Raw genomic sequence first — 20001 nt, forward strand, 5'->3', positions numbered from 1 at the left:
AGAAATTTTGGCGCAATGCCATTGCGCCTGTTCAAATTTCAGACAACTAAATCGCGCACAATCGTCTGACTTTCAGACATTTGTCTGGTTTTCAGACACCAAACCCAGGCTTTGCAGCCGCTCATAGAAGCGGGCGCGCGACATGCCCAGCAGCCGGGCCGCCGCGCTGCGGTTGCCGCTGGTGTGGGCCAAGGCCTCGCGCATGGCCTCGCGCTCCATGGCGGCCTGCCGCTCGGCCAGTGTGCGGAAAGCACCCGGGGCAGCCGGTGCACCAGCCTCGGTGCGCACGGCCGCGGGTTCGGCCAGCGCAGCCGCCTCGCCCTGCCCCAGCAGCGCGCGCACCGGCTCCAGGCCAATGTGCGACGAGTCGCTGCGCAGGGCGAGTTGCTCCAGCACGTTGCGCAGCTCGCGGATGTTGCCGCGCCAGGGCTGCGCGGCCAGCAGGGCCAGGGCCTGGGGTTCAAAGTCAAGCTGCACGCCGCCGCCGCGCACGGCGATGTCTTCGCACAGCGCCTCCACCAGCAGCGCAATGTCGGCCCGGCGCTCGCGCAACGGCGGCACGCGGATGGGCAGCACGTTGAGGCGGTAGTACAGGTCTTCGCGGAAGGTGCCATCGCGCACCATTTGCGCCAGGTCGCGCGAGGTGGCGGCCACCACGCGCACATCAAAACGCACCAGCTTGTTCGAGCCCAGCGGCTCGATCTCGCCCTCTTGCAAGGCGCGCAGCAGCTTCACCTGCACCGACATCGGCATGTCGCCCAGCTCGTCCAGGAACAGGGTGCCGCCGTCGGCCAGCTTGAACTTGCCGTCGCGGCCTTTTTTGTCGGCCCCGGTGTAGGCGCCGGGCGCCACGCCGAAGAACTCGGCCTCCAGCAAGGTGTCGGGCACGGCGGCCATGTTCACGCTCACAAAGGGCAGGCCCGCGCGCGGTGAAGCCGCGTGAATGGCGTGCGCCAGCAGCTCTTTGCCGGTGCCGGTTTCGCCCAGCAGCAGCACCGGGCTGGTGGACTGCGCGGCCCGCCGGGCCTGGCGCTTCACCTCTTGTGCCGCCGCGCTGGTGCCCACGAAGCTGGCGAAGGTGTACTTGCTGCGGCGCTGGCTGGCCAGCTCGCGCCGGGCCTCGTTCAGGTCTTGCTCCAGGCGCGCGAACTTGCTGATGAGGGGCTGCAGCGTGGTCTCGGGCTGGTCGAAGAGCACGATGCCCAGCGCCCCGATCACCTCGCCCGATTCGTCGCGCAGCGGAATGCGGCTCACCACGAAGGTGCCGGCCTTGTTCACCAGCAGGTCGATCAGGATGGGCTTGCCGGTGGACAGCACGGTGTCCATCTGGGTGTTCTGCACCACGGTGGACACCGGGTGGCCGACAAAGTCTTCTTCGCGTGCGAAGCCCAGGGCGGGCAGGAAGCGGCGGTATTGCTCGTTGATCCACACCACGCGGGCCTGCCGGTCCACCAGCAGCATGCCCTCGCTGGCGTTGGCGAACAGGTCGAACATCGAACGCGCAGCGAGTTCAAGAATGCTTTGGGCGTCGCGGGGCAGGCGGTCGTCGCGGGTCATGGCCGGCATGTTAACGGTGGCCTGCGGCACAATTCGGGCAGCCCATGAAGCCCACCGCCGCCGCCCCCAGCACAGACAAGGTTCGCCTCGACAAATGGCTCTGGGCCGCCCGCTTCTTCAAGACGCGAGGCCTGAGCAGCGAGGCCATCGACAAAGGCCATGTGCAATGCAATGGCGCACCCGCCAAACCCTCGCGTGAGGTGCGCCTGGGCGATGTGATCGAGTTTCGCGCCGGCTGGGACGTTCGCACCGTGCGCGTGCTGGGCATCAGCGGTGTGCGCGGCTCGGCCCCGCAAGCCGCCCTGCTCTATGAAGAAACGCCCGAGTCGCTGGCCCGCCGCCAGGCTGCTGCCGAGCAGCGCCGCCTGGCGCCCGAGCCGGCCCTGGCGCAAACCCAGGGCCGCCCCACCAAGCGCGACCGCCGCCAGTTGCACGACTGGGGCTCGCGCTGGAGCGCCTCGGTGGACGACTGAGGGGCGGCCTCAGGCCCCGTGGGCCAGGGCGGCACGGGCCTGCGCCCGCCGCGCCAGCCAGCCCCACAGGCGCGGCACCAGCAAGACCAGCAGCACCACCACCAGCAGCGTGAGCGACAGGGGGCGCTGCACAAAGACCGCAAAGCTGCCTTCTCCGATGGACAGCGCGTTGCGCAGCTGCGCCTCGGCCAGCGGCCCCAGGATCAGGCCCACGATGACGGGCGCGGTGGGAAAGTCGAAGCGGCGCATGACCACGCCCAACAGGCCCAGCCCGTACATCAGGAACAGGTCAAAGGCGCTCTGGCGCATGCCGTACACACCCACCGTGGCGAAGATCAGGATGCCGGCATAAAGCTGTGGGCGCGGGATCTTCAACAGCTTCACCCACAGGCCCACCAGCGGCAGGTTGAGCACCAGCAGCATCACGTTGCCGATGTAGAGCGACGCGATCAGCGCCCACACCAGCGCGGACGACGTCTGGAACAGCTGCGGGCCAGCGTTGATGCCATAGCCCTGCAAGGCGCTCAGCAAGATGGCGGCCGTGACCGAGGTGGGAATGCCCAGCGTGAGCAGGGGCACCAGCGTGCCGGTGACGGCTGCGTTATTGGCCGCCTCAGGCCCGGCCACGCCTTCAATGGCCCCGGTGGTGCCGAACTGCTCGCGGTGCGCGGGATCGGCCAGCTTGCGCTCGGTGGCGTAGCTCAGGAAGGTGGGAATCTCGGTACCGCCGGCCGGAATGGTGCCGAAGGGAAACCCAATGGCCGTGCCGCGCAACCACGCGGGCCACGAGCGGCGCCACTCGCTGCGCGTCATGTGCGCCTTGTTCAGGCGGTTCATCGAGGTCTGGCCACGGCCTTCGTAAAGCGCGTTGTAGAGCGTCTCGGCCACGGCGAACAACCCCACGGCCACCAGCACCACCTCGATGCCGTCCATGAACTCCAGCACCCCGCCGGTGTAGCGAACCTGGCCCGAGATCTGGTCAATGCCCACCAGGCCCAGGGCCATGCCCACGAACAGGGCGGTGAGGCCGCGCAAGGTGCTTTGGCCCAGCACCGCGCTGACGGTGGTGAAGGCCAGCAGCATCAGGCAGAAGTACTCGGGCGGGCCCAGGGTGACGGCGAACTCGGCCAGCAGGGGCGCGAACAGGGTGACCAGCACGGTGGCGATGGTGCCGGCCACGAATGAGCCGATGGCCGCCGTGGCCAGGGCCGCACCGGCTCGGCCGTTTTTGGCCATCTTGAAGCCCTCCAGCGCGGTCACCATGGTGCCGGTCTCGCCTGGCGTGTTGAGCAGGATGGAGGTGGTGGAACCACCGTACATGGCGCCGTAATAAATGCCGGCGAAGAAGATCATCGAGGCCGTGGGTTCCACCTGCCCGGTGATGGGCAGCAGCATGGCCACGGTGACGGCCGGGCCCAGGCCGGGCAACACGCCGATGGCGGTGCCCAGCACGCAGCCGGCAAAGGCCCACAGCAGGTTCAGCGGCGTGGCGGCCGTGGCGAAGCCCGCCATCAGGTGAGAAAGGGTGTCCATGGTGAGAGGCGCTCCGCTCGATCAGATCCAGCCCGTGGCCGTGAGGCCGGGCAGGTTCACCGCCAGCAGGCGCGTGAACAGCCAGTACACGGGCGCGGCAATGGCCACGCCCACCAGGGCATCGCGCAGCACCTGGGCCGCAGCCCCGCCGGGTTTGCCCTCACTCAGCCGCAGGCCGCGCACCGCCAGCACGAAACCCAGCGAGCAACTCAGGATGAAGCCCAGCGTGGTGATGAGCGCCGCGTTCAGCAGCACCGCCGCCGATACCCAGGCCAGGGCGCGCCAATCGCCCCGCGCGGCCCCCGAGGGCTCGGGCATGTCGCGGTAGCCGCCGGTGAAGGCCTGGCGCAGCAGCAGCACGCCGCACACGGCCAGTGCCGCGCTCAACACCCAGGGCAGGAAGTCGGGGCCCACGCCGGCGTAGCCAGCGTCGGAGGGTATGGCCACGGCGCCGAAGGCAAGCAAGGCAGCCAGCAGCAGAGCGCCTGCGCCCATGGCGATCTGGCCGGCGCGGTGGGGGGTGGGGGTGAGGGCCTGGTTCACGGGAGGCCTCAGACCATGCCGGCGCGCACCATGGTCGCGCGCAGGGAAGAGAAGTCGCGGTCAACGAATTCCTCAAAGGCCTTGCCGGTGAGCAGGTCAGGCGTCCAGGCGTTTTTCTCGATGGCGGCAGCCCAGGCCTTGCTGCGCGTGGCCTTGACGACCATGTCGGTCAACGCCTCGCGCTGGGCCGGGGTGATGCCAGCGGCGCCGTAGACGCCACGCCAATTGCCGATCTCCACGTCGATGCCCTGCTCTTTCAGCGTGGGCACGTCGATGCCCTTGATGCGCTTGCCCGAGGTGATGGCGATCGGGCGCATCTTGCCGCTCTCGATGTACTGCTGGAACTCGCTGAAGCCGCTGCCGCCGATGGTGACGTTGCCGCCCAGGATGGCGGCCACCGCCTCGCCGCCGCCCCGGAAGGGCACGTAGTTGATCTTGGCCGCCGGCACACCCACCGACTGCGCGATCTGCGCCGCCGCGATGTGCTCGGTGGCGCCGCGAGAGCCGCCGCCCCACTTCACGCTGCCCGGGTCTTTCTTGAGCTGCTCGACCACGTCCTTCATGGTCTTGAAGGGCGAGTTGGCCGGCAGCACGAAGACGTTGTATTCGGTGGTCAGGCGGGCGATCGGGGTGAGCTGGGTGATGGAGACCGGCGGCTTGCCGGTGATGATGCCGCCCAGCATGACCGCGCCCATGACCATCAGCGCGTTCGGGTCGCCCTTGTTGGCGTTGTAGAACTGGGCCAGGCCAATGGCGCCGGCCGCGCCGCCTTTGTTCTCGTAGGTGACCGAACTGGCCACGCCCGCGTCGCGCAGGGCCTCGCCCAGAGCACGGCCCGTGCCGTCCCAGCCGCCGCCAGGGTTGGCGGGAATCATCATCTTGAGGTTGGCGCTGGCCCAGGCCGCATGGGGCAGCGCGCCGGCGGCCGCCAACGCGGCCAGGGAACGCAGAAAAGTGTCTCGACGCATGGCTTGTCTCCTGAGTGGGGGAACCGTGATCCGTATCTTGTGGTCGGGCGCTGTCAGTTGGCTGTCCCCGACCCCCGGGGAAACCCAGGGGCGGGGGACAAAGCCGATGCTTCAGAAGCGGTGGCGAATGCCCACCTGCACGCCGCTGGAGGCGCTGCCGGCCAGCGGCTTGTTGAAGCCCAGCGCGGCCGCCTCGTCGTTGGCCACGCGGGTGTAGTGGGCGTACAGCGCGGTGCGCTTGGACAGGTTGTGGCTGGCCTGCAGGGTGTAGAGGCGGGCGTCGTCGCTGGCGGCCGCGGCCGAGCCGTTCACGTTGCGCGCCTGGGCGATGCCGACCGACACGGTGGTCGCACCGAAGGGGTAGGCCACGGCCGCGCCCAGCAGGCTGAGCTTTTTGGCGGCCTTGTCTTCCACGTCGTAGTAGGCGGTGAGCTTGGAGCCGCCGAAGTCGTACGAGCCCGCCAGCAAGGCCGCGTTGCGTGGCTGCTGGCCGGCGGTGGTGCCGTCGGCGTCGCTCACGCGCATGAGCGAGGCACCCAGCGTCCAGGGGCCGGCGGCATACAGCGCGTGCGCGCTCACCTGCTGGCCGAAGCGGCGGCTGGGGTCGGTGCTCACGCGCTCTTCGCCCAGGCTGTACTGCAGCTGGAACACGGTGTTGGCCACGGTGGGCGACACGTAGGTGATGGCGTTGTCCACCCGGTTGTAGTCGCCGTTGCCGATGATGGGCACCACGCTGACCACGTCGTAGGTCTTGGTGCCCGCGATGCTGGCGATGTCGTCCATGGGCGTGTACTGGCGGCCCAGGCGCAACGCACCCCAGTTGCCGGCCAGGCCCACGTAGCCCTGGCGGCCAAACAGACGGCCGCCCTGCCCCATCGTGCCGGCATCGGCGTTGAAGCCGTTTTCCAGCAGGAACACCGCCTTCAGGCCACCGCCCAGGTCTTCGGTGCCACGCAGGCCCCAGCGCGAGCCCTGCTGCTGGCCCGAGGTGACCCGCGCCAGCGAGGTTTCGCCCTTGATGCGCTCCAGCGCCACGTCCACCACGCCATACAGCGCCACCGATGACTGGGCCTGCGCCCAGCCTGCCATCAATCCCAGCGCCGCCAGCGCCATCGCCTGTTTTTTCATCGTCAATTGCCTCGTCAGAGTGGATTCGATGCGGGCCTGCCGGCCCGCCCTGACACCGTTGCCGGTGTGCCCGCCGCCAGTGGCGTTCGGGCGAGCCGATGCTCTGGCGCGGGCCTGTCAGTTGGCTGTCCGGCGGCTCGGGACAAACCCTGAACGGGGCAGACGCCCAGGTGCCGTGCGTGGCCATAATCGCGCCCCATGAAGCTGCTGCTGATCGAAGACAACGCCACCATGCAGACCACACTGCGGCGCAGTTTCGAGCGTCGCGGCATCCAGGTGGTGAGCTGCGAAGACGGCCAGCGGGCCCTGGCCCTGTGGCAGGCCAGCCGGCCTGATGCCGTGCTGCTGGACCTGAGCCTGCCGGGCGTGGACGGGCTGGATGTGCTGAGCCAGGCACGCGCCGCAGGCCTGCGCACACCGGTCATCGTCATCACCGCGCGCGGCACGGTGGGCGACCGCATCCTGGGCCTGAACACAGGTGCCGACGACTACATGCCCAAGCCCTTTGACCTGGACGAACTCGAAGCCCGGGTGCGTGCACTGGTGCGTCGCTCGGGCCCGGCGGGCGGCGAGGCCTCGGCCCTGCAAAGCCCCGCCTGGTGCGGCATGCAGGTAGACCGCGACAGCGGCGCCGTCTATTTCGAGGGCCAGCCCCTGGAGCTGGCCCCGCGTGAGTTGGCCATGCTGCAGGCCTTGCTGAGCAAGCCCGGCCACGCCATCGCCAAAGAGCGCCTGTTCGACCTGGTCTTTCCCGGCGAAAGCCAGGTGCAGCCCGAGGCCATTGAGGTGGTGGCCTACCGATTGCGCAAGAAGATTGCACACACCGGTGCCCGGCTCGTGACGCTGCGCGGCCTGGGCTACCTGCTCAAGGCCGAGGCCTGAGATGAAGCACCCGGCCTCGCTGCGCCGCACCCTGTTGCTGGGCATCCTGCTGCCGGTGTTCGGCTTCATCGTCGTCAACACCGTGGTGCTGTACCGCCAGGCGTTGGCCGCCGCCGATGCCGCCTACGACCGCACCCTGCTGGCCACGGCCAAGTCGCTGGGCGAGCAGCTCACCATCGCCGGCAAGGGCGATGAGCGCCGCATCCAGTCCACCCTGGTGTACTCGGCGCTGGAGGCGTTCGAGGCCGACAACCGCAGCCGCCTGTTCTACCGCGTCAGCGGCCTGCGTGGCGAGCTGGTCTCGGGCTTTGCCGACTTGCCACCCTGGCGCACCGACATCCCCCAGAAAAACCTCTACGCCGCGCTGGTGAACTTCTACGACGATGTGTACCGGGGCGAGCCCGTGCGCATGGCCGTGCTGCTGCAGCCCGTGGCCAGCGTGAGCGAGCAAGGCATGGCCACCATCCAGGTGGCCGAGACGCTGGAGCTGCGCCAGACGCTGGCGCGCCAGATCCTCACGGACACCCTGTGGCGCCAGGCCGTGCTGGTGCTGGTGATCGCCCTGGTGGTGGTGTTCGTGGTGCAAATGGCCACCCGCCCCGTGCGCGAACTCAGCCGCGCGCTGGCGCAACGCCGCGAGAACGACCTCTCGCCCCTGCCCGTGGAAGGCGCGCCGCGCGAGCTGCTGCCCCTGCTGGACGCCACCAACCAACACATGCAGCGCCTGGCCCATTTGCTGCAACACCAGAAACGTTTTGTGCGCGACACCTCGCACCAACTGCGCACACCGCTGGCCGTGCTGAAAACACAGCTTCAATCGGCCCGCCGCGGTGACGTGCCCCCAGCCCAGGCACTGGAAGAGATTGCCCACACGGTGGAGCGCGCCACCGAGCTGGCCAACCAGATGCTGGCCCTGGCCAAGGTCGAGCAACTGCGCCAGGGCGACCCACCCACGGCGCAAGACTGGGCAGAGGTGCTGCGCGCGGTGGCGCTAGACCTGTCGGCCCTGATCGCCGAGCGATCGCTTGATTTCTCGCTCGATACCCATCCCGCCCCCGTGCGCGCCCACGAATGGGCCTTGCGCGAGCTGTGCCGCAACCTGCTGCACAACGCGGTGAAGCATGCGCCGCCAGGCTCACGGCTACAGGTGGACCTGCTGTGCGCCCATGGCATGGCCACGCTCTGCATCCGCGACGAAGGCCAGGGCATCTCGCCTGCGCTGCGCGAGCGGCTGTTCCAGCCCTTCGCCACCGACCACCAGCGCAGCCCCGACCAGTCGGGCTCGGGCCTGGGCCTGGCCATCTGCCGAGAGATCGTGCACTCGCTGCAGGGCCACATCGCGCTGGACAATCGCGTGCAGCACGGGCAGGTGGTCGGCCTCACGGCCACGGTGCGCCTGCCGCTGGAGGCAGGGCAGCCGCCACAGCCCCACGCCTGAACGCCGCGTGCTTGGCCGTTGCCTCGGCAACTCATGGCAAGCGCCGCGAATTCGGGCATCGCCGGGGCCGCGACAAGTGCGGCCCCGGGCAGACTACCATTGGCACCCGCACAACTGCCCACCAGAGGCGGTGCAACCCCACCCCACCCCACCCCACCCCACCCACCGATGCGCGCCACCCCTCGGCGCCCACACCATGCGAGACCATTCACGGCCTTACCGCCCCGGGCGCAAACCAGATGCCGCGGGGCCAAAACCCGTTCGGCAAGCGCCCCTGGGCGATGACCGTTTTCAAGAACTGATTCGCGGCGCCAGCGCCTTCTTTGCCGCCGCCGAGCGAGACGAAGTGGCCGAGCGAGCCGCCGCCATTGAAGAGATCAAGGCCCTCATGGACGAGTACGGCCTGACCGTGCAAGACTTGGAGGGCTGAGCGCACGTCCAGGACGGCTGCGCCCGCCCGCCAGCCACTCACTCCTTCTCGATGCCAGCTTGCTTGGCCACCTCGCTGTACCTGGCGAAATCCAACTTCATTTCCCGGGCATAGGCCTGCGGGGTCAGCACCGTGGGCTCCATGCCCAGGCGCCCGTAGAGGGCTTGAATGTCCGGCGTCTGCACGGCAGCGGCGATCTCTTTGTGCAGGCGCTCGATGATGGGCGCTGGCGTGCCGGCGGGCGCCAGAATGCCCAGCCAGCCATTGAAAGCAAAGTTCTTGAAGCCCAGTTCCTGCATGGTGGGCACATCAGGCAGCGCCGGGGTTCGCTGTGAGCCCATCACCGCCAGGGCGCGCATGCGCTTGGCTTGCAACATGGGGCCGGCCGCGCCCAGGGCATCGGGGTTCACGCTCAGGCGCCCGCCCAGCAACTCGGTGGCGGCCTGCGCGGGGCCTTTGAAGGGAATGCCCAGCAGATCAACGCCGGCCTGGTGGTTGAAGGCCTCCATCGCGATGCGGTACAGGCCGGCCGAGTTCCCGTAGGTGAGCGTCTTGGGGGCCTTCTTCGCAGCGACCACCAGATCTTGCACGCTGTTGAAGGGCGAATCGCTGGTCACCGTGAGCAGCAGCGGGGTGTTGGCCATGGTGGCCACGGGCACGAAATCATTGAACAGGTCAAAGGGCACGCTCTTGGAAATGATGAGCGGCACCACGGTGGAGGAACCCGTGCTGACAGCCAGGGTGTAACCGTCGGGTTTGCTGCGCGCCACGGCCTGCATGCCGATGCCGCCATTGGCACCGGGGCGGTTGTCCACCACCACGGGCTGCCCCAGGGGACCTGCGATTTTTTGTGCAATGGCTCGCGCCGTCACGTCCGAACTGGAGCCGGGTGTAAAGGGCACGATCAGCTTGATGGGCTGGCTCGGGAAGGGTGCCTCCTGGGCGTGCGAGGCGAAGGCAAGTGCGGCGAGGGCAAGCCCAAGGGCGTGCTTGGCGAAGGCCATGGGGAAAGTCTCCTGGATTGGATGGGCAAACGCTGGCTGACAGGCAAGCGCCTGGTCGGCCAACGCGTCAAGGCCTCTTCGGGCCACCAACCAAAGGCCTATCTCATGGACCTTTCAATGGTTGGTCCATTGATTCTAGGATTGCTTCTTCCCAGGCTCAATGGCAGCGGAGTGCCATCCGACCCGGACAAACCCTGACCTTCCCCTTTCCAATGACAGGCCCAAGCGGGCTTACCCGGCCGAAAACCCCTGTGCGAACGCCTCACGCAGATAGGCGGCAAAGGCCTGCACTGCCTTGGACGCATGGCTTGAGTACGGCCGAATGGCGTACAAGGCATCGCCAAACGCCCCCACCGAACGCCAGCCGGGAAGCACCTCCACCAGCCGGTCAGCGGCCAGGGCCGACTGGGCGCTGAAGTCAGGCAACAAGGCGATGCCCATGCCGGCCACGGCGGCGTCGCGCAGGCACTCGCTGTTGTTCACCGCCAGGGGCCCGGTCACCGCCACCGTCACCGGATCGGCCGCCCGGGCCTCGCCCCGGGCGGCCTGGGTCGCCCCGCTTGGCGCGGGCGCAAATGACCAGGTGGCCGCGCCCTCGGCCCGCGGGTAGTGCAGACAGGCATGGGCTGGCAGGTCTTGCGGCACCTGCGGCGCACCACGTCGGCGCAGGTAGGCGCGGCTGGCCACCAGCACGGCCCGGGTATCGGCCAGCTTCTGGGCCACGTGGGTCTCGGGCGGCGAATTGGTGTGCCGGATGGCCAGGTCGTAGCCCTCCAGTGCCAGGGAGCGCAGTCGGTCTGACAGGTCCAGCTCCACCCGCACCTCGGGGTGCGCGCGCAGAAACTCGGGCAGGCGCGGCACCAGGTGCTGCCGACCAAAGGCCACCGGCGCGGTCACGCGCACCAGCCCGCGCGGGGCCGCGGCCAGGTCGCGCACGCCGGCAAAGCTGCGGCCGATCTCGTCAAACAAGCCCCGGGTCTGGTCCACCAGCCGCTCACCGGCCTCGGTCAGGCGCACGCTGCGGGTGGTGCGCTGCACCAGGGCCACGCCAGCGGCGCGCTCCAGCTCGGCGATGTGCTGGCTCATGGCGGCCTTGCTCACGCCCAGGCGCGCGGCGGCGGTGGTGAAGCTCTTGTGTTCGCCCAGCACGGTGAGCCAATGCAGGTGCGACCACAGCGTTTCGACTTTTTTCTCGTTCATCTCTCCATTGTTCACCATTGCGAACAACAAGTTCAAGCGCCATGGCTGTACGGCAGGCCCCCGCTTTCCTAGACTGCGGGCACCAGGGCGAGATTTCCTGCCGCCCTCCCCCTTCAACGCCATAGGTAAGCCCATGTCCCAGACCGCTCCCGTTGCCATTGCCCACCACATCGCCGGCCAGGTGGCCAGCGGCTCGTCCAGCCGCGCGCAAGACGTGACCAACCCCGCCACCGGCGCCGTCACTGGCCGCGTGTCGCTGGCCAACGCCGCCGACGTGAACGCCGCCGTGGCCGCCGCGCAAGCCGCCTTCCCGGCCTGGGCCGACACCCCGCCCATCCGCCGCGCCCGGGTGATGTTCAAGTTCCTGGAACTGGTGAACCAGCACAAGGACGAACTGGCCCGCCTGATCACCGCCGAGCACGGCAAGGTGTTCACCGACGCGCAGGGCGAGGTGGCGCGCGGCATCGACATCATCGAATTCGCCTGTGGCATTCCGCAATTGCTCAAGGGCGACTTCACCGACCAGGTCTCCACCGGCATGGACAACTGGACGCTGCGCCAGCCCCTGGGCGTGGTGGCCGGCATCACCCCCTTCAACTTCCCCGTCATGGTGCCCATGTGGATGTTCCCGGTGGCCATTGCCGCGGGCAACACCTTTGTGCTCAAGCCCAGCCCGCTGGACCCCTCGCCCTCGCTGCTGATGGCCGATCTGCTGAAGAAGGCCGGTCTGCCGGACGGCGTGTTCAACGTGGTGCAAGGCGACAAGGAAGCCGTGGACGCGCTGCTGGAGCACCCCGACGTGAAGGCCATCAGCTTCGTGGGCTCCACCCCCATTGCGAACCACATCTATGAAACCGGCGCCCGCCACGGCAAGCGCGTGCAGGCCCTGGGCGGCGCCAAGAACCACATGGTGGTGATGCCCGACGCCGACCTCGATCAGGCGGTGGACGCCCTGATCGGCGCGGCCTACGGCTCGGCCGGTGAGCGCTGCATGGCCATCAGCGTGGCGGTGCTGGTGGGCGACGTGGCCGACAAGATCATGCCCAAGCTGATCGAGCGCACCAAGGCGCTGAAGGTGCTCAACGGCACCAACCTGGCCGCCGAGATGGGCCCCATCGTCACCGAGGCCGCGCGCCAGCGCATCAGCGGCTACATCGACGCCGGCCAGAAGGAAGGCGCGCAACTGCTGGTGGACGGCCGCGGCTTTGATGGCCAGCAGGCTGGCGAGGGCTGCGCCAACGGCTTCTGGCTGGGCGGCACGCTGTTCGACCACGTGACCACCGACATGAAGATCTACAAGGAAGAAATCTTCGGCCCGGTGCTCAGCTGCGTGCGCGTGCCCGATTTCGGCCAGGCCGTGCAGATCATCAACGACCACGAGTTCGGCAACGGCGTGAGCTGCTTCACCCGCGATGGCAACGTGGCGCGCGAGTTCGCCCGCCGCATCCAGGTGGGCATGGTCGGCATCAACGTGCCGATCCCCGTGCCCATGGCCTGGCACGGCTTCGGCGGCTGGAAGAAGAGCCTGTTTGGCGACATGCACGCCTACGGCGAAGAAGGCGTGCGCTTCTACACCAAGCAAAAGTCGATCATGCAGCGCTGGCCCGAGAGCATTGGCAAGGGCGCGGAGTTCGTGATGCCGACGGCGAAGTAAGAAGCCCCCCTGCGCGCCTGCGGCGCCTCCCCCCAGAGGGGGGACGCCACCTGGCGGCCCGGCGGAGCCGGTTCCGCGGTGGCCCTGGGTTGGGGGTTGGCGCTCGACGGGGTCTTAGCCCCGGGTGGGGGCAGGCTGCCTGGTGGCTCGGCCTGAGCTTGTCGAAGGGCGGTTCCGCGGTGGCCCTGGGTTTTGGGATGGCGCTCGATAGGGGTCTTCGCCCCGGAGGGGCTTGGCGTGCGGCGCGGTTCCGCTCAGATGCCCAATGCCTCGGTGGCCTTGATGATCTGGCGGGCCACCTGCTCGATGGGTTCGCGCTGCAGCATGGCCTTTTCGCGGAGCAACTCGTAGGCCTCGTCTTCTTTCAGGCGGCGCGCGTCCATGAGCGCACGCGTGGCCTTCTGGATGAGGTGCTGGTGCGCGGCCTTTTGTTCCAGCCGCTGGATGTAGTGCTCGCGTGTGCGCCGCTGCTTGCTCTGGTGCAGCGTGAGCGCCAGGGCGGTGAGCACGCCTGCAGGTCGCACGGGTGAGGCGATGGTGGTGAAGGCATCGAGGTGCAGCACGGCCGCAAGGGTGATGGGGTTTTCAAACGCCACGATGGGGATGACGGGCGGGGCACCGGGCTTCTCCAGCCAGGGACAGGGTTGAGACAGCGTGTCGGGGTGCACCGCCAGCAACACCATGTCGGTGCCCGGTGGTGGCGCATCCAGCAGGGGCCACTGGCACGAAAACACGCAACCGATGCGCGACAGTTGATCTACCAGTTCTTCCCGGTCCCGGTCATCCGGGTGCACCACCAGCAAGCGCAGCGCGCGAATGTCTTTGAGGATGGTCTGGCTGACGTTGGGTCGCGTCATGGGGCCCCCACGGCAAGCAGTGCATCCGCGTGACCTGAGCCGGGCGCAGTGACAGTCGCCCAGTCGGGGGGCACGTGCGACATCACATAGGGATCGGCGGTCACTGGCTCGGGCGCCTGGGCCAGGATGTCGAAGCTGCCAAGGGCATTGCAGCGCCCGATGCGGGCATTGAGGTGCGTGTGGTGGTTGTGCCCATCCACCCGAATCAGACCCTGCGGCGCTTGCAGGCTCAGCCCGGCCATGGCGCGCGCGATGTGCGCGGGCTCGGCACTGCCGGCGGCCGCGATGGCCTTGGCCAGCAAGTGGGTCTGCACGTAGGCCGCTTCCCAGCAGGCATTGCTGCGCGCGGCGGCGCCGAAACGCTGGCGGTAGCGCCGCAGGGCCTGCTGATTGGCTTCGGTTTGCACTGACTCAAAGTAGCTGGCGCAGGTGATCAGGCCTTCCGCGAGGTCGGCACCCATGGCCTCGATGTCGGCCTCGCAGCACATGTGGCTGGCGATGGGGGTCTTCAGCCGATCCAGGCCGGCCTTGGCAAGTGCCGTGTGCAACAAGGCCATACCCTCTCCCACCACCGTGGAGTAGACGAAGTCGGCCCCGCTGCGTCGAATGGCCTCGGCTACGGCCTGGTAGTCCGGCGCAGTGGCGTCCAGCGGCAGGTAGATTTCCAGCGCCTTGCTGCCGCCGCGCTCGTAGATGAGGTCGCTCATCACGCGGTTGGCCTCGTAGGGACAGACATAGTCGGAGCCCACCATGGCCACGCGGCTGCCGTGGCGCGCCAGCATGTGGCCCGCCAGCGGCAGGATGTTCTGGTTGGGCGCGGCGCCCCCGTAGAACACGTTGCGACTGAACTCGAAGCCCTCGTAGGCCGCCCCGTAGAACAGCAGCGCGTCGTGGCGCTCCACCAAGGGGATCACGGCCTTTCGGGCGCTGGACATGTAGCAACCCAGGAACAGGCGGATGCCGCGCTCGAAGATGAGCTGCTCGCTCAACTGCCCATAGCGTGGAGGACAGGAGGCCGGGTCGACGCACACCGGCGCCAGCTCGCGCCCCAGCACGCCACCGGCTTCGTTGATTTCGTCTGCCGCCAGCAGCACGGCGCGGCGCTGGGTTTCCTCCACCGCGGCAGTGATGCCGCTGGAGGAAAACAAGACTCCAATTTCGATCGGTTCCATGGGCATTGACCTGGTGTGCCAGCGCGCCGCCTGGCACCGCCTTGGTGCCGCGCAAGCGCTGGGAAGGAAGCAAACCGGTGCGGCCGCGCCAAGCGTGTGCATAGCCAACCCCAGCAATTGGGCTGCTTGCGCAAGAAGTGCGCCATCGCCCTGCGGGTGGCGGGCGGCGCACAAGGTGGCACGCCCCTTGCAAAGCCATGAGAGTCTCGCGACCGCGCACCACCATCAAGCGCACGAGACACGTTGCTGCGGACAAAGGCGTCCACAGCGGCACCGGCAAAAGAGCCCGACCCCCTACAGGGGTACGGGCTTTTTTTATTGGCGAATTTCTTCAGTCGGAGTGATGCAATGAAAAGACGCAATTTCCTGTCGGCCGTGGGTTCGGGTGTGGTAGCGGCATCGGCGGGCAGCCTGCCGCAGGGTGTGCTGGCCGCCACGCCTGCGGGCAATGGCCCGGTGAAACTGGGCCTGCTGTTTTCGCAATCGGGGGCCATGGCGAACAACGAGTCGCTGTTAAAGGACATCTCGCTGATGACCATTGACCAGCTCAACGCCAAGGGCGGCGTGCTGGGTCGCAAGGTGGAAGGTGTGGTGGTGGACCCGGCCAGCGACTGGCCGATGTACGCCCAGATGAGCAAGCAGTTGATCCTAAGCGACAAGGTCTCGGCGCTCTTCGGTTGCTGGACCTCGGTGTCGCGCAAGTCGGTGTTGCCAGTGGTGGAGGCCAATGACAGCCTGCTCTTTTACCCGCTGCACTTCGAGGGCGAAGAGCAATCGAAGAACGTGGTGTACCTGAACTCGCCGCCCAGCAGCTCGGTGCTGCCAGCAGTGGAGTACCTCATGACGCCCCAGGGCGGCGAGGCCAAGCGCTTCTTCATGCTGGGCAGCGACTACGTGTGGCCGCGCACCATCAACAAGATGCTCAAGGGCTACCTCAAGACCAAAGGCGTGCCGGACAGCGCGATCCGCGAGCAGTACGTGCCTTTCAGCCACTCGAACTTCCAGTCGATCGTGCGCGAGATCAAGGCCTTTGCCGCCCAGCCAGGCGGCCAGGCCATCGTGGTGCTGACCGTGGTGGGCGACTCGATCCCCGCCCTGTTCAAAGAGGCGATCAACCAGGGCATTCGCGCCACCGACATCCCGATCCTTGGCCTGGACGTGGTGGACAGCGACCTGGAAGGTCTGGACACCACCCCGCTGGTGGGCCACCTGAGCTGCTGGTGCTACTTCCAGAACATCGACACGCCGGCCAACCGCCAGCTCAAGACCGACTGGGCCAACTACGTGAAGGCCAAGCAGCTCAAGCACCGCCCCGACATGGTGATCGACCCGATGGTGAGCACCGTCATGGGCATTCAGTTGTGGGCACAGGCCGCCACCAAGGCCAAGTCGTTCGAACCGGCCGCCGTGCGAAAGGCCATGGCAGGCATGACGGTAGTCGACCCCGCGGGCTACACCGCCCGCATGGACGCCAGCAACCAATACCTGTGGCGCGGCACCATGATCGGCTCGATCAACGCCAAGCAGGGCTTCGACATCCTCTGGAAGTCGAAGGACATCGTCAAACCCGTTCCCTACAGCCCCTTCATCAAGGGCTGATGGGTCCGGCCAGTGGCCGGTTTGGGGCCGACGTGCAACGCACGTCGGCCAGGCATGACTGCGGGGTGAATTGATGGCATCTGTTTCTGTTCGATTGCAAGGGCATGGGCTTTGGCGGCGCTGGCTGCGGCACGTGTGGCTGCTCAGCCTGTGCTGTCACCTGCTGCCGGCTCAGGCGGCGCTGCCCACCGACGAGCGCCGGGCCTTGGTGGTGGCGCTGTGCACCCAGCCGGCGGCCTATCGCGCCACGCTGGACCGGGTGGTGCAGGCGGTGGTGGGCTCGTCGGCCGAAGACGCGGCCTGGGGTCAGGCCTTGCTGAAGGGGCTGGCCGATGTGGCGCTGGTGTGCCGCGAACAGGGAGGCCCAGTGTTCAAGCGCGCCGATGGGCACGTGGATGCCGCCACCCTGCAAGCGGTGAGCGAGGCGGTGGACGAGTTGCCCATGGTGCCCAGCCTGGTGCTGGCGCGCCTGCTCAAAACCTCGCAAGCCGAGGCCGAACTGTTCAGCCCCGACGTGGGCACCCGGCGGGCCGCCGCCCAACGCATCAGCCAGGCTTACGCGCAAATCAACGAGCCCCTGGTGCGCCAGGCACTGGCCAAGGCCAGCGACCCCGAGGTGGTGGCGACGCTGGAGCTGGCGCTGGCCAAGCGGCAACTGGCCAGTGACAACGCGCAAGACCGCATCGACGCCATTCGCGCGTTGACCAATGCCCCCAGCGAAGCCACGCGCACCCTTTTGAGCAACCACCTGGAGGCCAACCCCGCCATGGACGGGCCGGAGCGCGAGGCCCTGGTGCAAGCGCTGGCGGGCATCGACCGGGCACTGAAGCTGGGCCAGATCGGCTCCATTGCCTTCAGCGGCCTGAGCTACGCGGGGGTGCTGCTCATCACGGCGCTGGGGCTGTCCATCGTGTTCGGGCTGCTGGGCGTGATCAACCTGGCACACGGCGAGTTCATCATGCTCGGCGCCTACGCCACCTTCGTGGTGGAGAAGTGGCTGCAAGCCTACGCACCGGGCTGGTTCGATGCCTATGTCTTCCTAGCCATTCCATTCGCCTTCGTGGTGTGCGGGCTGATCGGCATCGTGCTGGAGATGACCGTGATCCGCCACCTCTACAAGCGGCCGCTGGAAACCTTGCTGGCCACCTGGGCGGTGAGCATCGCGCTCATCAAGCTGGTGCAGATCGTGTTTGGTTCACAGAACGTCGAGTTCATCACGCCGTCGTTCCTGCAAGGTGGCGTGCAGGTCTCGGCCGGCTTCTTCATCACCTGGAACCGGGTGTTCGCCATTGCGTTGGCGCTGGCCATCTTTGGCGCCACCTATGGGCTGATCCGCCACACCCGCTTTGGCCTGCTGATTCGCGCCACCACCCAGCGGCGCGATACCGCGCGGGCCCTGGGCCTGCCCGCGCCCACCATTGACCGCCTGGCCTTCGGCCTGGGCAGCGGCCTGGCCGGGCTGGCCGGCGTGGTGCTGACACAGATCGCCAGCGTGAACCCCTCCATGGGCACCAGCTTTGTGGTCGATGCCTTCATGGTGGTGGTGCTGGGCGGGGCGGGCAGCCTGGTGGGCACAGCGGTCTCGTCGCTGATGCTGGGCGAGGTCAACCAGTTGATCGAGCCTTTCTACGGCGCGGTGGCGGCCAAGGTGGCCGTGCTGCTGCTCATCGTGTTGATCATCCAGCGACGGCCGCAGGGGCTGTTTGCGCTCAAGACCCGGAGCTGAACCATGAGAACGCCGATTCCCCTTCTTGCCCAAGCGGGCTCTATGGGCCTGGCCTTGCCGCTGTTGCTGCTGGCAGCGCTGCTGCCGCTGGCCAACTCCCTCTTTGCGGCCGGGCATCCGCTGCACCTGTCGCTGTTCGTGGTGAACCTGATTGGGCAGGTGCTGTGTTTCGCGCTGCTGGCCCTGGCCCTGGACTTTGTCTGGGGCCTGCTCGGGGTGCTCAGCCTGGGACACGGCATCTTCTTTGGCATTGGCGGCTACGTGATGGGCTTTCACCTGCTCAACGCAGCCTACGCCGACACGCAGGTGCTGCCCGACTTCATGCAGTTCATGGGCTGGACCAGCTTCCCCGCCGCGCTCCAACCCTTTGCCTCGCTGCCGGTGGCGCTGCTGCTGGGGCTGCTGATAGCGGTGATCGTGGGCGGCGTGGTGGGCCTGGCGGCGTTTCGCTCGCGCATCAACGGGGTGTACTTCTCGATCATCACCCAGGCCCTCACCTACGCCTTGATGCTGCTGCTCTTCAACAACGACCTGGGCCTGGGCGGCAACAACGGCCTCACCGGCTTCACCCTGCTCGGCGGCTTCGAGCTGGCCCGCGAATCGACGCAAGTGGGGCTGGCCAGCCTCTCGGCGCTGGTCCTGGCAGGGGTGTTCTTCCTGCTGCGCTGGCTGGCGCAATCGGGCTTTGGGCAAGCCATGGTGGCGGTGCGCGACGACGAGGCGCGGCTGCGCTTCCTGGGTTACCGCACCGATCGCATCAAGCTGGCCGCGTGGTGCCTGTCGTGCGCCGTGGCGGCCCTGGCCGGCATGCTCTACGTGCCCCAGGTGGGCATCATCAACCCCGGCATCGTGTCGCCCATGCTGTCGGTGGAGATCGCGGTGTGGGTGGCCATCGGCGGGCGCGGCACCTTGACAGGCGCGGTCCTGGGGGCGGCCATCATCAGTTGCCTGAAGTTCTGGCTGAGCGCCGAAATTCCCAGCCTGTGGCCATTCGTGCTGGCCGGCATCACCTTGCTCATCACCGTGGCCTTGCGAAACGGGTTATGGGGTGGCTGGCAGCAGTGGCGCACCGCGAGGGCAGCCGCATGACCGCCAGCACCGCGCTCTACATCAACGGCCTCAGCGTGCGCTTCGGTGGCTTCGCCGCCATCACCGACCTGACGCTGGAGATCCGCTACGGCGAAACCCGTGCCCTGATCGGCCCCAATGGCGCCGGCAAGACCACGCTGATGGACGTCATCACGGGCAAGACCCGACCAGTGGCCGGCGAGGTGTTTCTGGACCGCACGCTCGACCTGGCCGCCCTAAGCGAGGCCGACATCGCCCGTGGCGGCGTTGGCCGCAAGTTCCAGAAGCCCAGCGTTTTCGAGGCCTTGCCGGTGGTGCAGAACCTCGAACTCGCGGTGCGCCGTGGCCTGGGCTGGAGCGACATGGTGCGCTCGCGGCTGAGCCTGGCGCAGCGCCAGCGCATCGACGAGGTGACCACCACCATCGGGCTGCAAGACCAGCGCCAGCGCCTGGCCGGCGAGCTGTCGCACGGCCAGAAGCAATGGCTGGAGATCGGCATGCTGCTGGTCGCCGACCCCAAGGTCCTGCTGCTCGACGAGCCCGTGGCCGGCATGACCGAAGCCGAGACCGAGCGCACTGTCGAGCTGATCGCCTCGCTGCGCTCGCCGCAGCGCGCCATCGTGGTGGTGGAGCACGACATGGAGTTCGTCGAGCACGTGGCCGATCTGGTGAGCGTGCTGCACGAGGGGCGCCTGCTGGGCGAGGGCTCGATGCAGGCCGTGCGCGCCAACCCGAAGGTCATTCAGGTCTATCTCGGAAGGTGACAAGC

At 67.8% G+C, this 20001-nt stretch carries 18 protein-coding genes; 9 read left to right on the forward strand and 9 right to left on the reverse strand.

The genetic code is table 11. The features are described 5' to 3' along the window. Window positions 1-72: 72 nt before the first annotated feature. Window positions 73-1557: a sigma-54 interaction domain-containing protein gene (locus ACE3RQ_RS15245; protein WP_374522899.1), complete on the reverse strand. Its 1485-nt coding sequence runs from the start codon at window positions 1555-1557 to the stop codon at window positions 73-75. 44 nt (window positions 1558-1601) lie between these two features. On the opposite strand from ACE3RQ_RS15245, the gene ACE3RQ_RS15250 reads away from it, so the two are divergent. After that, complete coding sequence (locus ACE3RQ_RS15250) at window positions 1602-2030, forward strand: RNA-binding S4 domain-containing protein (RefSeq protein WP_374522900.1); 429 nt, start codon at window positions 1602-1604, stop codon at window positions 2028-2030. 9 nt (window positions 2031-2039) lie between these two features. On the opposite strand, the gene ACE3RQ_RS15255 is transcribed toward ACE3RQ_RS15250, so the two are convergent. From ACE3RQ_RS15255 to ACE3RQ_RS15270, 4 genes are all read right to left on the reverse strand, one after another. After that, window positions 2040-3563 (reverse strand): tripartite tricarboxylate transporter permease, encoded by a 1524-nt coding sequence (locus ACE3RQ_RS15255; RefSeq protein ID WP_374522901.1) that lies wholly within the window; start codon window positions 3561-3563, stop codon window positions 2040-2042. A gap of 21 nt (window positions 3564-3584) precedes the next feature. Beyond that, entirely contained in the window at window positions 3585-4106 is a 522-nt protein-coding gene (locus ACE3RQ_RS15260; protein ID WP_374522902.1) for a tripartite tricarboxylate transporter TctB family protein, read from the reverse strand. Window positions 4107-4114: 8 nt separating this feature from the next. After that, entirely contained in the window at window positions 4115-5074 is a 960-nt protein-coding gene (locus ACE3RQ_RS15265; protein WP_374522903.1) for a tripartite tricarboxylate transporter substrate binding protein, read from the reverse strand. Window positions 5075-5185: 111 nt separating this feature from the next. Then, window positions 5186-6202, reverse strand: coding sequence for a porin (locus ACE3RQ_RS15270; protein WP_374522904.1), 1017 nt, complete (start codon window positions 6200-6202; stop codon window positions 5186-5188). A 198-nt stretch (window positions 6203-6400) separates the two neighbouring features. Between ACE3RQ_RS15270 and ACE3RQ_RS15275 the strand changes: the two genes are divergently transcribed. The 3 genes from ACE3RQ_RS15275 (at window position 6401) to ACE3RQ_RS15285 (ending at window position 8952) form a co-directional block, all read left to right on the forward strand. Next, complete coding sequence (locus ACE3RQ_RS15275; protein ID WP_374522905.1) at window positions 6401-7084, forward strand: response regulator transcription factor; 684 nt, start codon at window positions 6401-6403, stop codon at window positions 7082-7084. Between the two features lies 1 nt (window position 7085). Next, window positions 7086-8522, forward strand: a complete 1437-nt coding sequence (locus ACE3RQ_RS15280; RefSeq protein ID WP_374522906.1) for a sensor histidine kinase — start codon at window positions 7086-7088, stop codon at window positions 8520-8522. A gap of 196 nt (window positions 8523-8718) precedes the next feature. Continuing rightward, window positions 8719-8952 (forward strand): hypothetical protein, encoded by a 234-nt coding sequence (locus ACE3RQ_RS15285; protein ID WP_374522907.1) that lies wholly within the window; start codon window positions 8719-8721, stop codon window positions 8950-8952. A gap of 38 nt (window positions 8953-8990) precedes the next feature. Here the strand turns inward: ACE3RQ_RS15285 and ACE3RQ_RS15290 are convergent, their stop codons facing one another. Further along, window positions 8991-9956 carry a Bug family tripartite tricarboxylate transporter substrate binding protein gene (locus ACE3RQ_RS15290; protein ID WP_374522908.1) on the reverse strand — a complete coding sequence of 322 codons (966 nt, stop codon included), beginning with the start codon at window positions 9954-9956 and terminating at the stop codon, window positions 8991-8993. 231 nt (window positions 9957-10187) lie between these two features. Further along, window positions 10188-11156 carry a LysR family transcriptional regulator gene (locus tag ACE3RQ_RS15295; RefSeq protein WP_374522909.1) on the reverse strand — a complete coding sequence of 323 codons (969 nt, stop codon included), beginning with the start codon at window positions 11154-11156 and terminating at the stop codon, window positions 10188-10190. 133 nt (window positions 11157-11289) lie between these two features. Between ACE3RQ_RS15295 and ACE3RQ_RS15300 the strand changes: the two genes are divergently transcribed. Next, the gene (locus ACE3RQ_RS15300; RefSeq protein ID WP_374522910.1) at window positions 11290-12810 is read left to right on the forward strand and encodes a CoA-acylating methylmalonate-semialdehyde dehydrogenase; all 1521 of its coding nucleotides are present in this window, start codon (window positions 11290-11292) and stop codon (window positions 12808-12810) included. A 254-nt stretch (window positions 12811-13064) separates the two neighbouring features. On the opposite strand, the gene ACE3RQ_RS15305 is transcribed toward ACE3RQ_RS15300, so the two are convergent. Next, entirely contained in the window at window positions 13065-13667 is a 603-nt protein-coding gene (locus ACE3RQ_RS15305; protein ID WP_374522911.1) for an ANTAR domain-containing response regulator, read from the reverse strand. Next, a complete protein-coding gene (locus ACE3RQ_RS15310; protein WP_374522912.1) occupies window positions 13664-14839 on the reverse strand; it encodes a transporter substrate-binding domain-containing protein in 1176 nt (391 codons plus the stop codon). Before ACE3RQ_RS15310 ends, ACE3RQ_RS15305 begins: the two co-directional genes overlap by 4 nt. Before the next feature lie 348 nt (window positions 14840-15187). Here ACE3RQ_RS15310 and ACE3RQ_RS15315 point away from each other — a divergent pair, with 348 nt between their 5' ends. The 4 genes from ACE3RQ_RS15315 to urtD all read left to right on the forward strand — a co-directional run bounded on the left by ACE3RQ_RS15315 (window position 15188) and on the right by urtD (window position 19996). Further along, window positions 15188-16438 carry an urea ABC transporter substrate-binding protein gene (locus ACE3RQ_RS15315; protein ID WP_374522913.1) on the forward strand — a complete coding sequence of 417 codons (1251 nt, stop codon included), beginning with the start codon at window positions 15188-15190 and terminating at the stop codon, window positions 16436-16438. 73 nt (window positions 16439-16511) lie between these two features. Continuing rightward, entirely contained in the window at window positions 16512-18164 is a 1653-nt protein-coding gene (urtB, locus tag ACE3RQ_RS15320; protein ID WP_374522914.1) for an urea ABC transporter permease subunit UrtB, read from the forward strand. A 3-nt stretch (window positions 18165-18167) separates the two neighbouring features. Then, window positions 18168-19253, forward strand: coding sequence for an urea ABC transporter permease subunit UrtC (urtC, locus tag ACE3RQ_RS15325; RefSeq protein WP_374522915.1), 1086 nt, complete (start codon window positions 18168-18170; stop codon window positions 19251-19253). Further along, window positions 19250-19996, forward strand: a complete 747-nt coding sequence (gene urtD, locus ACE3RQ_RS15330) for an urea ABC transporter ATP-binding protein UrtD (RefSeq protein ID WP_374522916.1) — start codon at window positions 19250-19252, stop codon at window positions 19994-19996. Before urtC ends, urtD begins: the two co-directional genes overlap by 4 nt. Window positions 19997-20001: the final 5 nt, after the last annotated feature.

It is taken from the genome of Hydrogenophaga sp. (assembly GCF_041913525.1).
Lineage (GTDB): Bacteria > Pseudomonadota > Gammaproteobacteria > Burkholderiales > Burkholderiaceae_C > Hydrogenophaga.

Coding starts and splice junctions, on each gene's coding strand:
- ACE3RQ_RS15305 (WP_374522911.1), bottom strand. CDS start 13,667: ATGACGCGACCCAACGTCAGCCAGACCATCCTCAAAGACATTCGCGCG.
- ACE3RQ_RS15300 (WP_374522910.1), top strand. CDS start 11,290: ATGTCCCAGACCGCTCCCGTTGCCATTGCCCACCACATCGCCGGCCAG.
- ACE3RQ_RS15275 (WP_374522905.1), top strand. CDS start 6,401: ATGAAGCTGCTGCTGATCGAAGACAACGCCACCATGCAGACCACACTG.
- ACE3RQ_RS15250 (WP_374522900.1), top strand. CDS start 1,602: ATGAAGCCCACCGCCGCCGCCCCCAGCACAGACAAGGTTCGCCTCGAC.
- ACE3RQ_RS15265 (WP_374522903.1), bottom strand. CDS start 5,074: ATGCGTCGAGACACTTTTCTGCGTTCCCTGGCCGCGTTGGCGGCCGCC.
- ACE3RQ_RS15270 (WP_374522904.1), bottom strand. CDS start 6,202: ATGAAAAAACAGGCGATGGCGCTGGCGGCGCTGGGATTGATGGCAGGC.
- ACE3RQ_RS15285 (WP_374522907.1), top strand. CDS start 8,719: ATGCGAGACCATTCACGGCCTTACCGCCCCGGGCGCAAACCAGATGCC.
- urtB (WP_374522914.1), top strand. CDS start 16,512: ATGGCATCTGTTTCTGTTCGATTGCAAGGGCATGGGCTTTGGCGGCGC.
- urtD (WP_374522916.1), top strand. CDS start 19,250: ATGACCGCCAGCACCGCGCTCTACATCAACGGCCTCAGCGTGCGCTTC.
- ACE3RQ_RS15290 (WP_374522908.1), bottom strand. CDS start 9,956: ATGGCCTTCGCCAAGCACGCCCTTGGGCTTGCCCTCGCCGCACTTGCC.
- urtC (WP_374522915.1), top strand. CDS start 18,168: ATGAGAACGCCGATTCCCCTTCTTGCCCAAGCGGGCTCTATGGGCCTG.
- ACE3RQ_RS15245 (WP_374522899.1), bottom strand. CDS start 1,557: ATGACCCGCGACGACCGCCTGCCCCGCGACGCCCAAAGCATTCTTGAA.
- ACE3RQ_RS15280 (WP_374522906.1), top strand. CDS start 7,086: ATGAAGCACCCGGCCTCGCTGCGCCGCACCCTGTTGCTGGGCATCCTG.
- ACE3RQ_RS15255 (WP_374522901.1), bottom strand. CDS start 3,563: ATGGACACCCTTTCTCACCTGATGGCGGGCTTCGCCACGGCCGCCACG.
- ACE3RQ_RS15310 (WP_374522912.1), bottom strand. CDS start 14,839: ATGGAACCGATCGAAATTGGAGTCTTGTTTTCCTCCAGCGGCATCACT.
- ACE3RQ_RS15315 (WP_374522913.1), top strand. CDS start 15,188: ATGAAAAGACGCAATTTCCTGTCGGCCGTGGGTTCGGGTGTGGTAGCG.
- ACE3RQ_RS15295 (WP_374522909.1), bottom strand. CDS start 11,156: ATGAACGAGAAAAAAGTCGAAACGCTGTGGTCGCACCTGCATTGGCTC.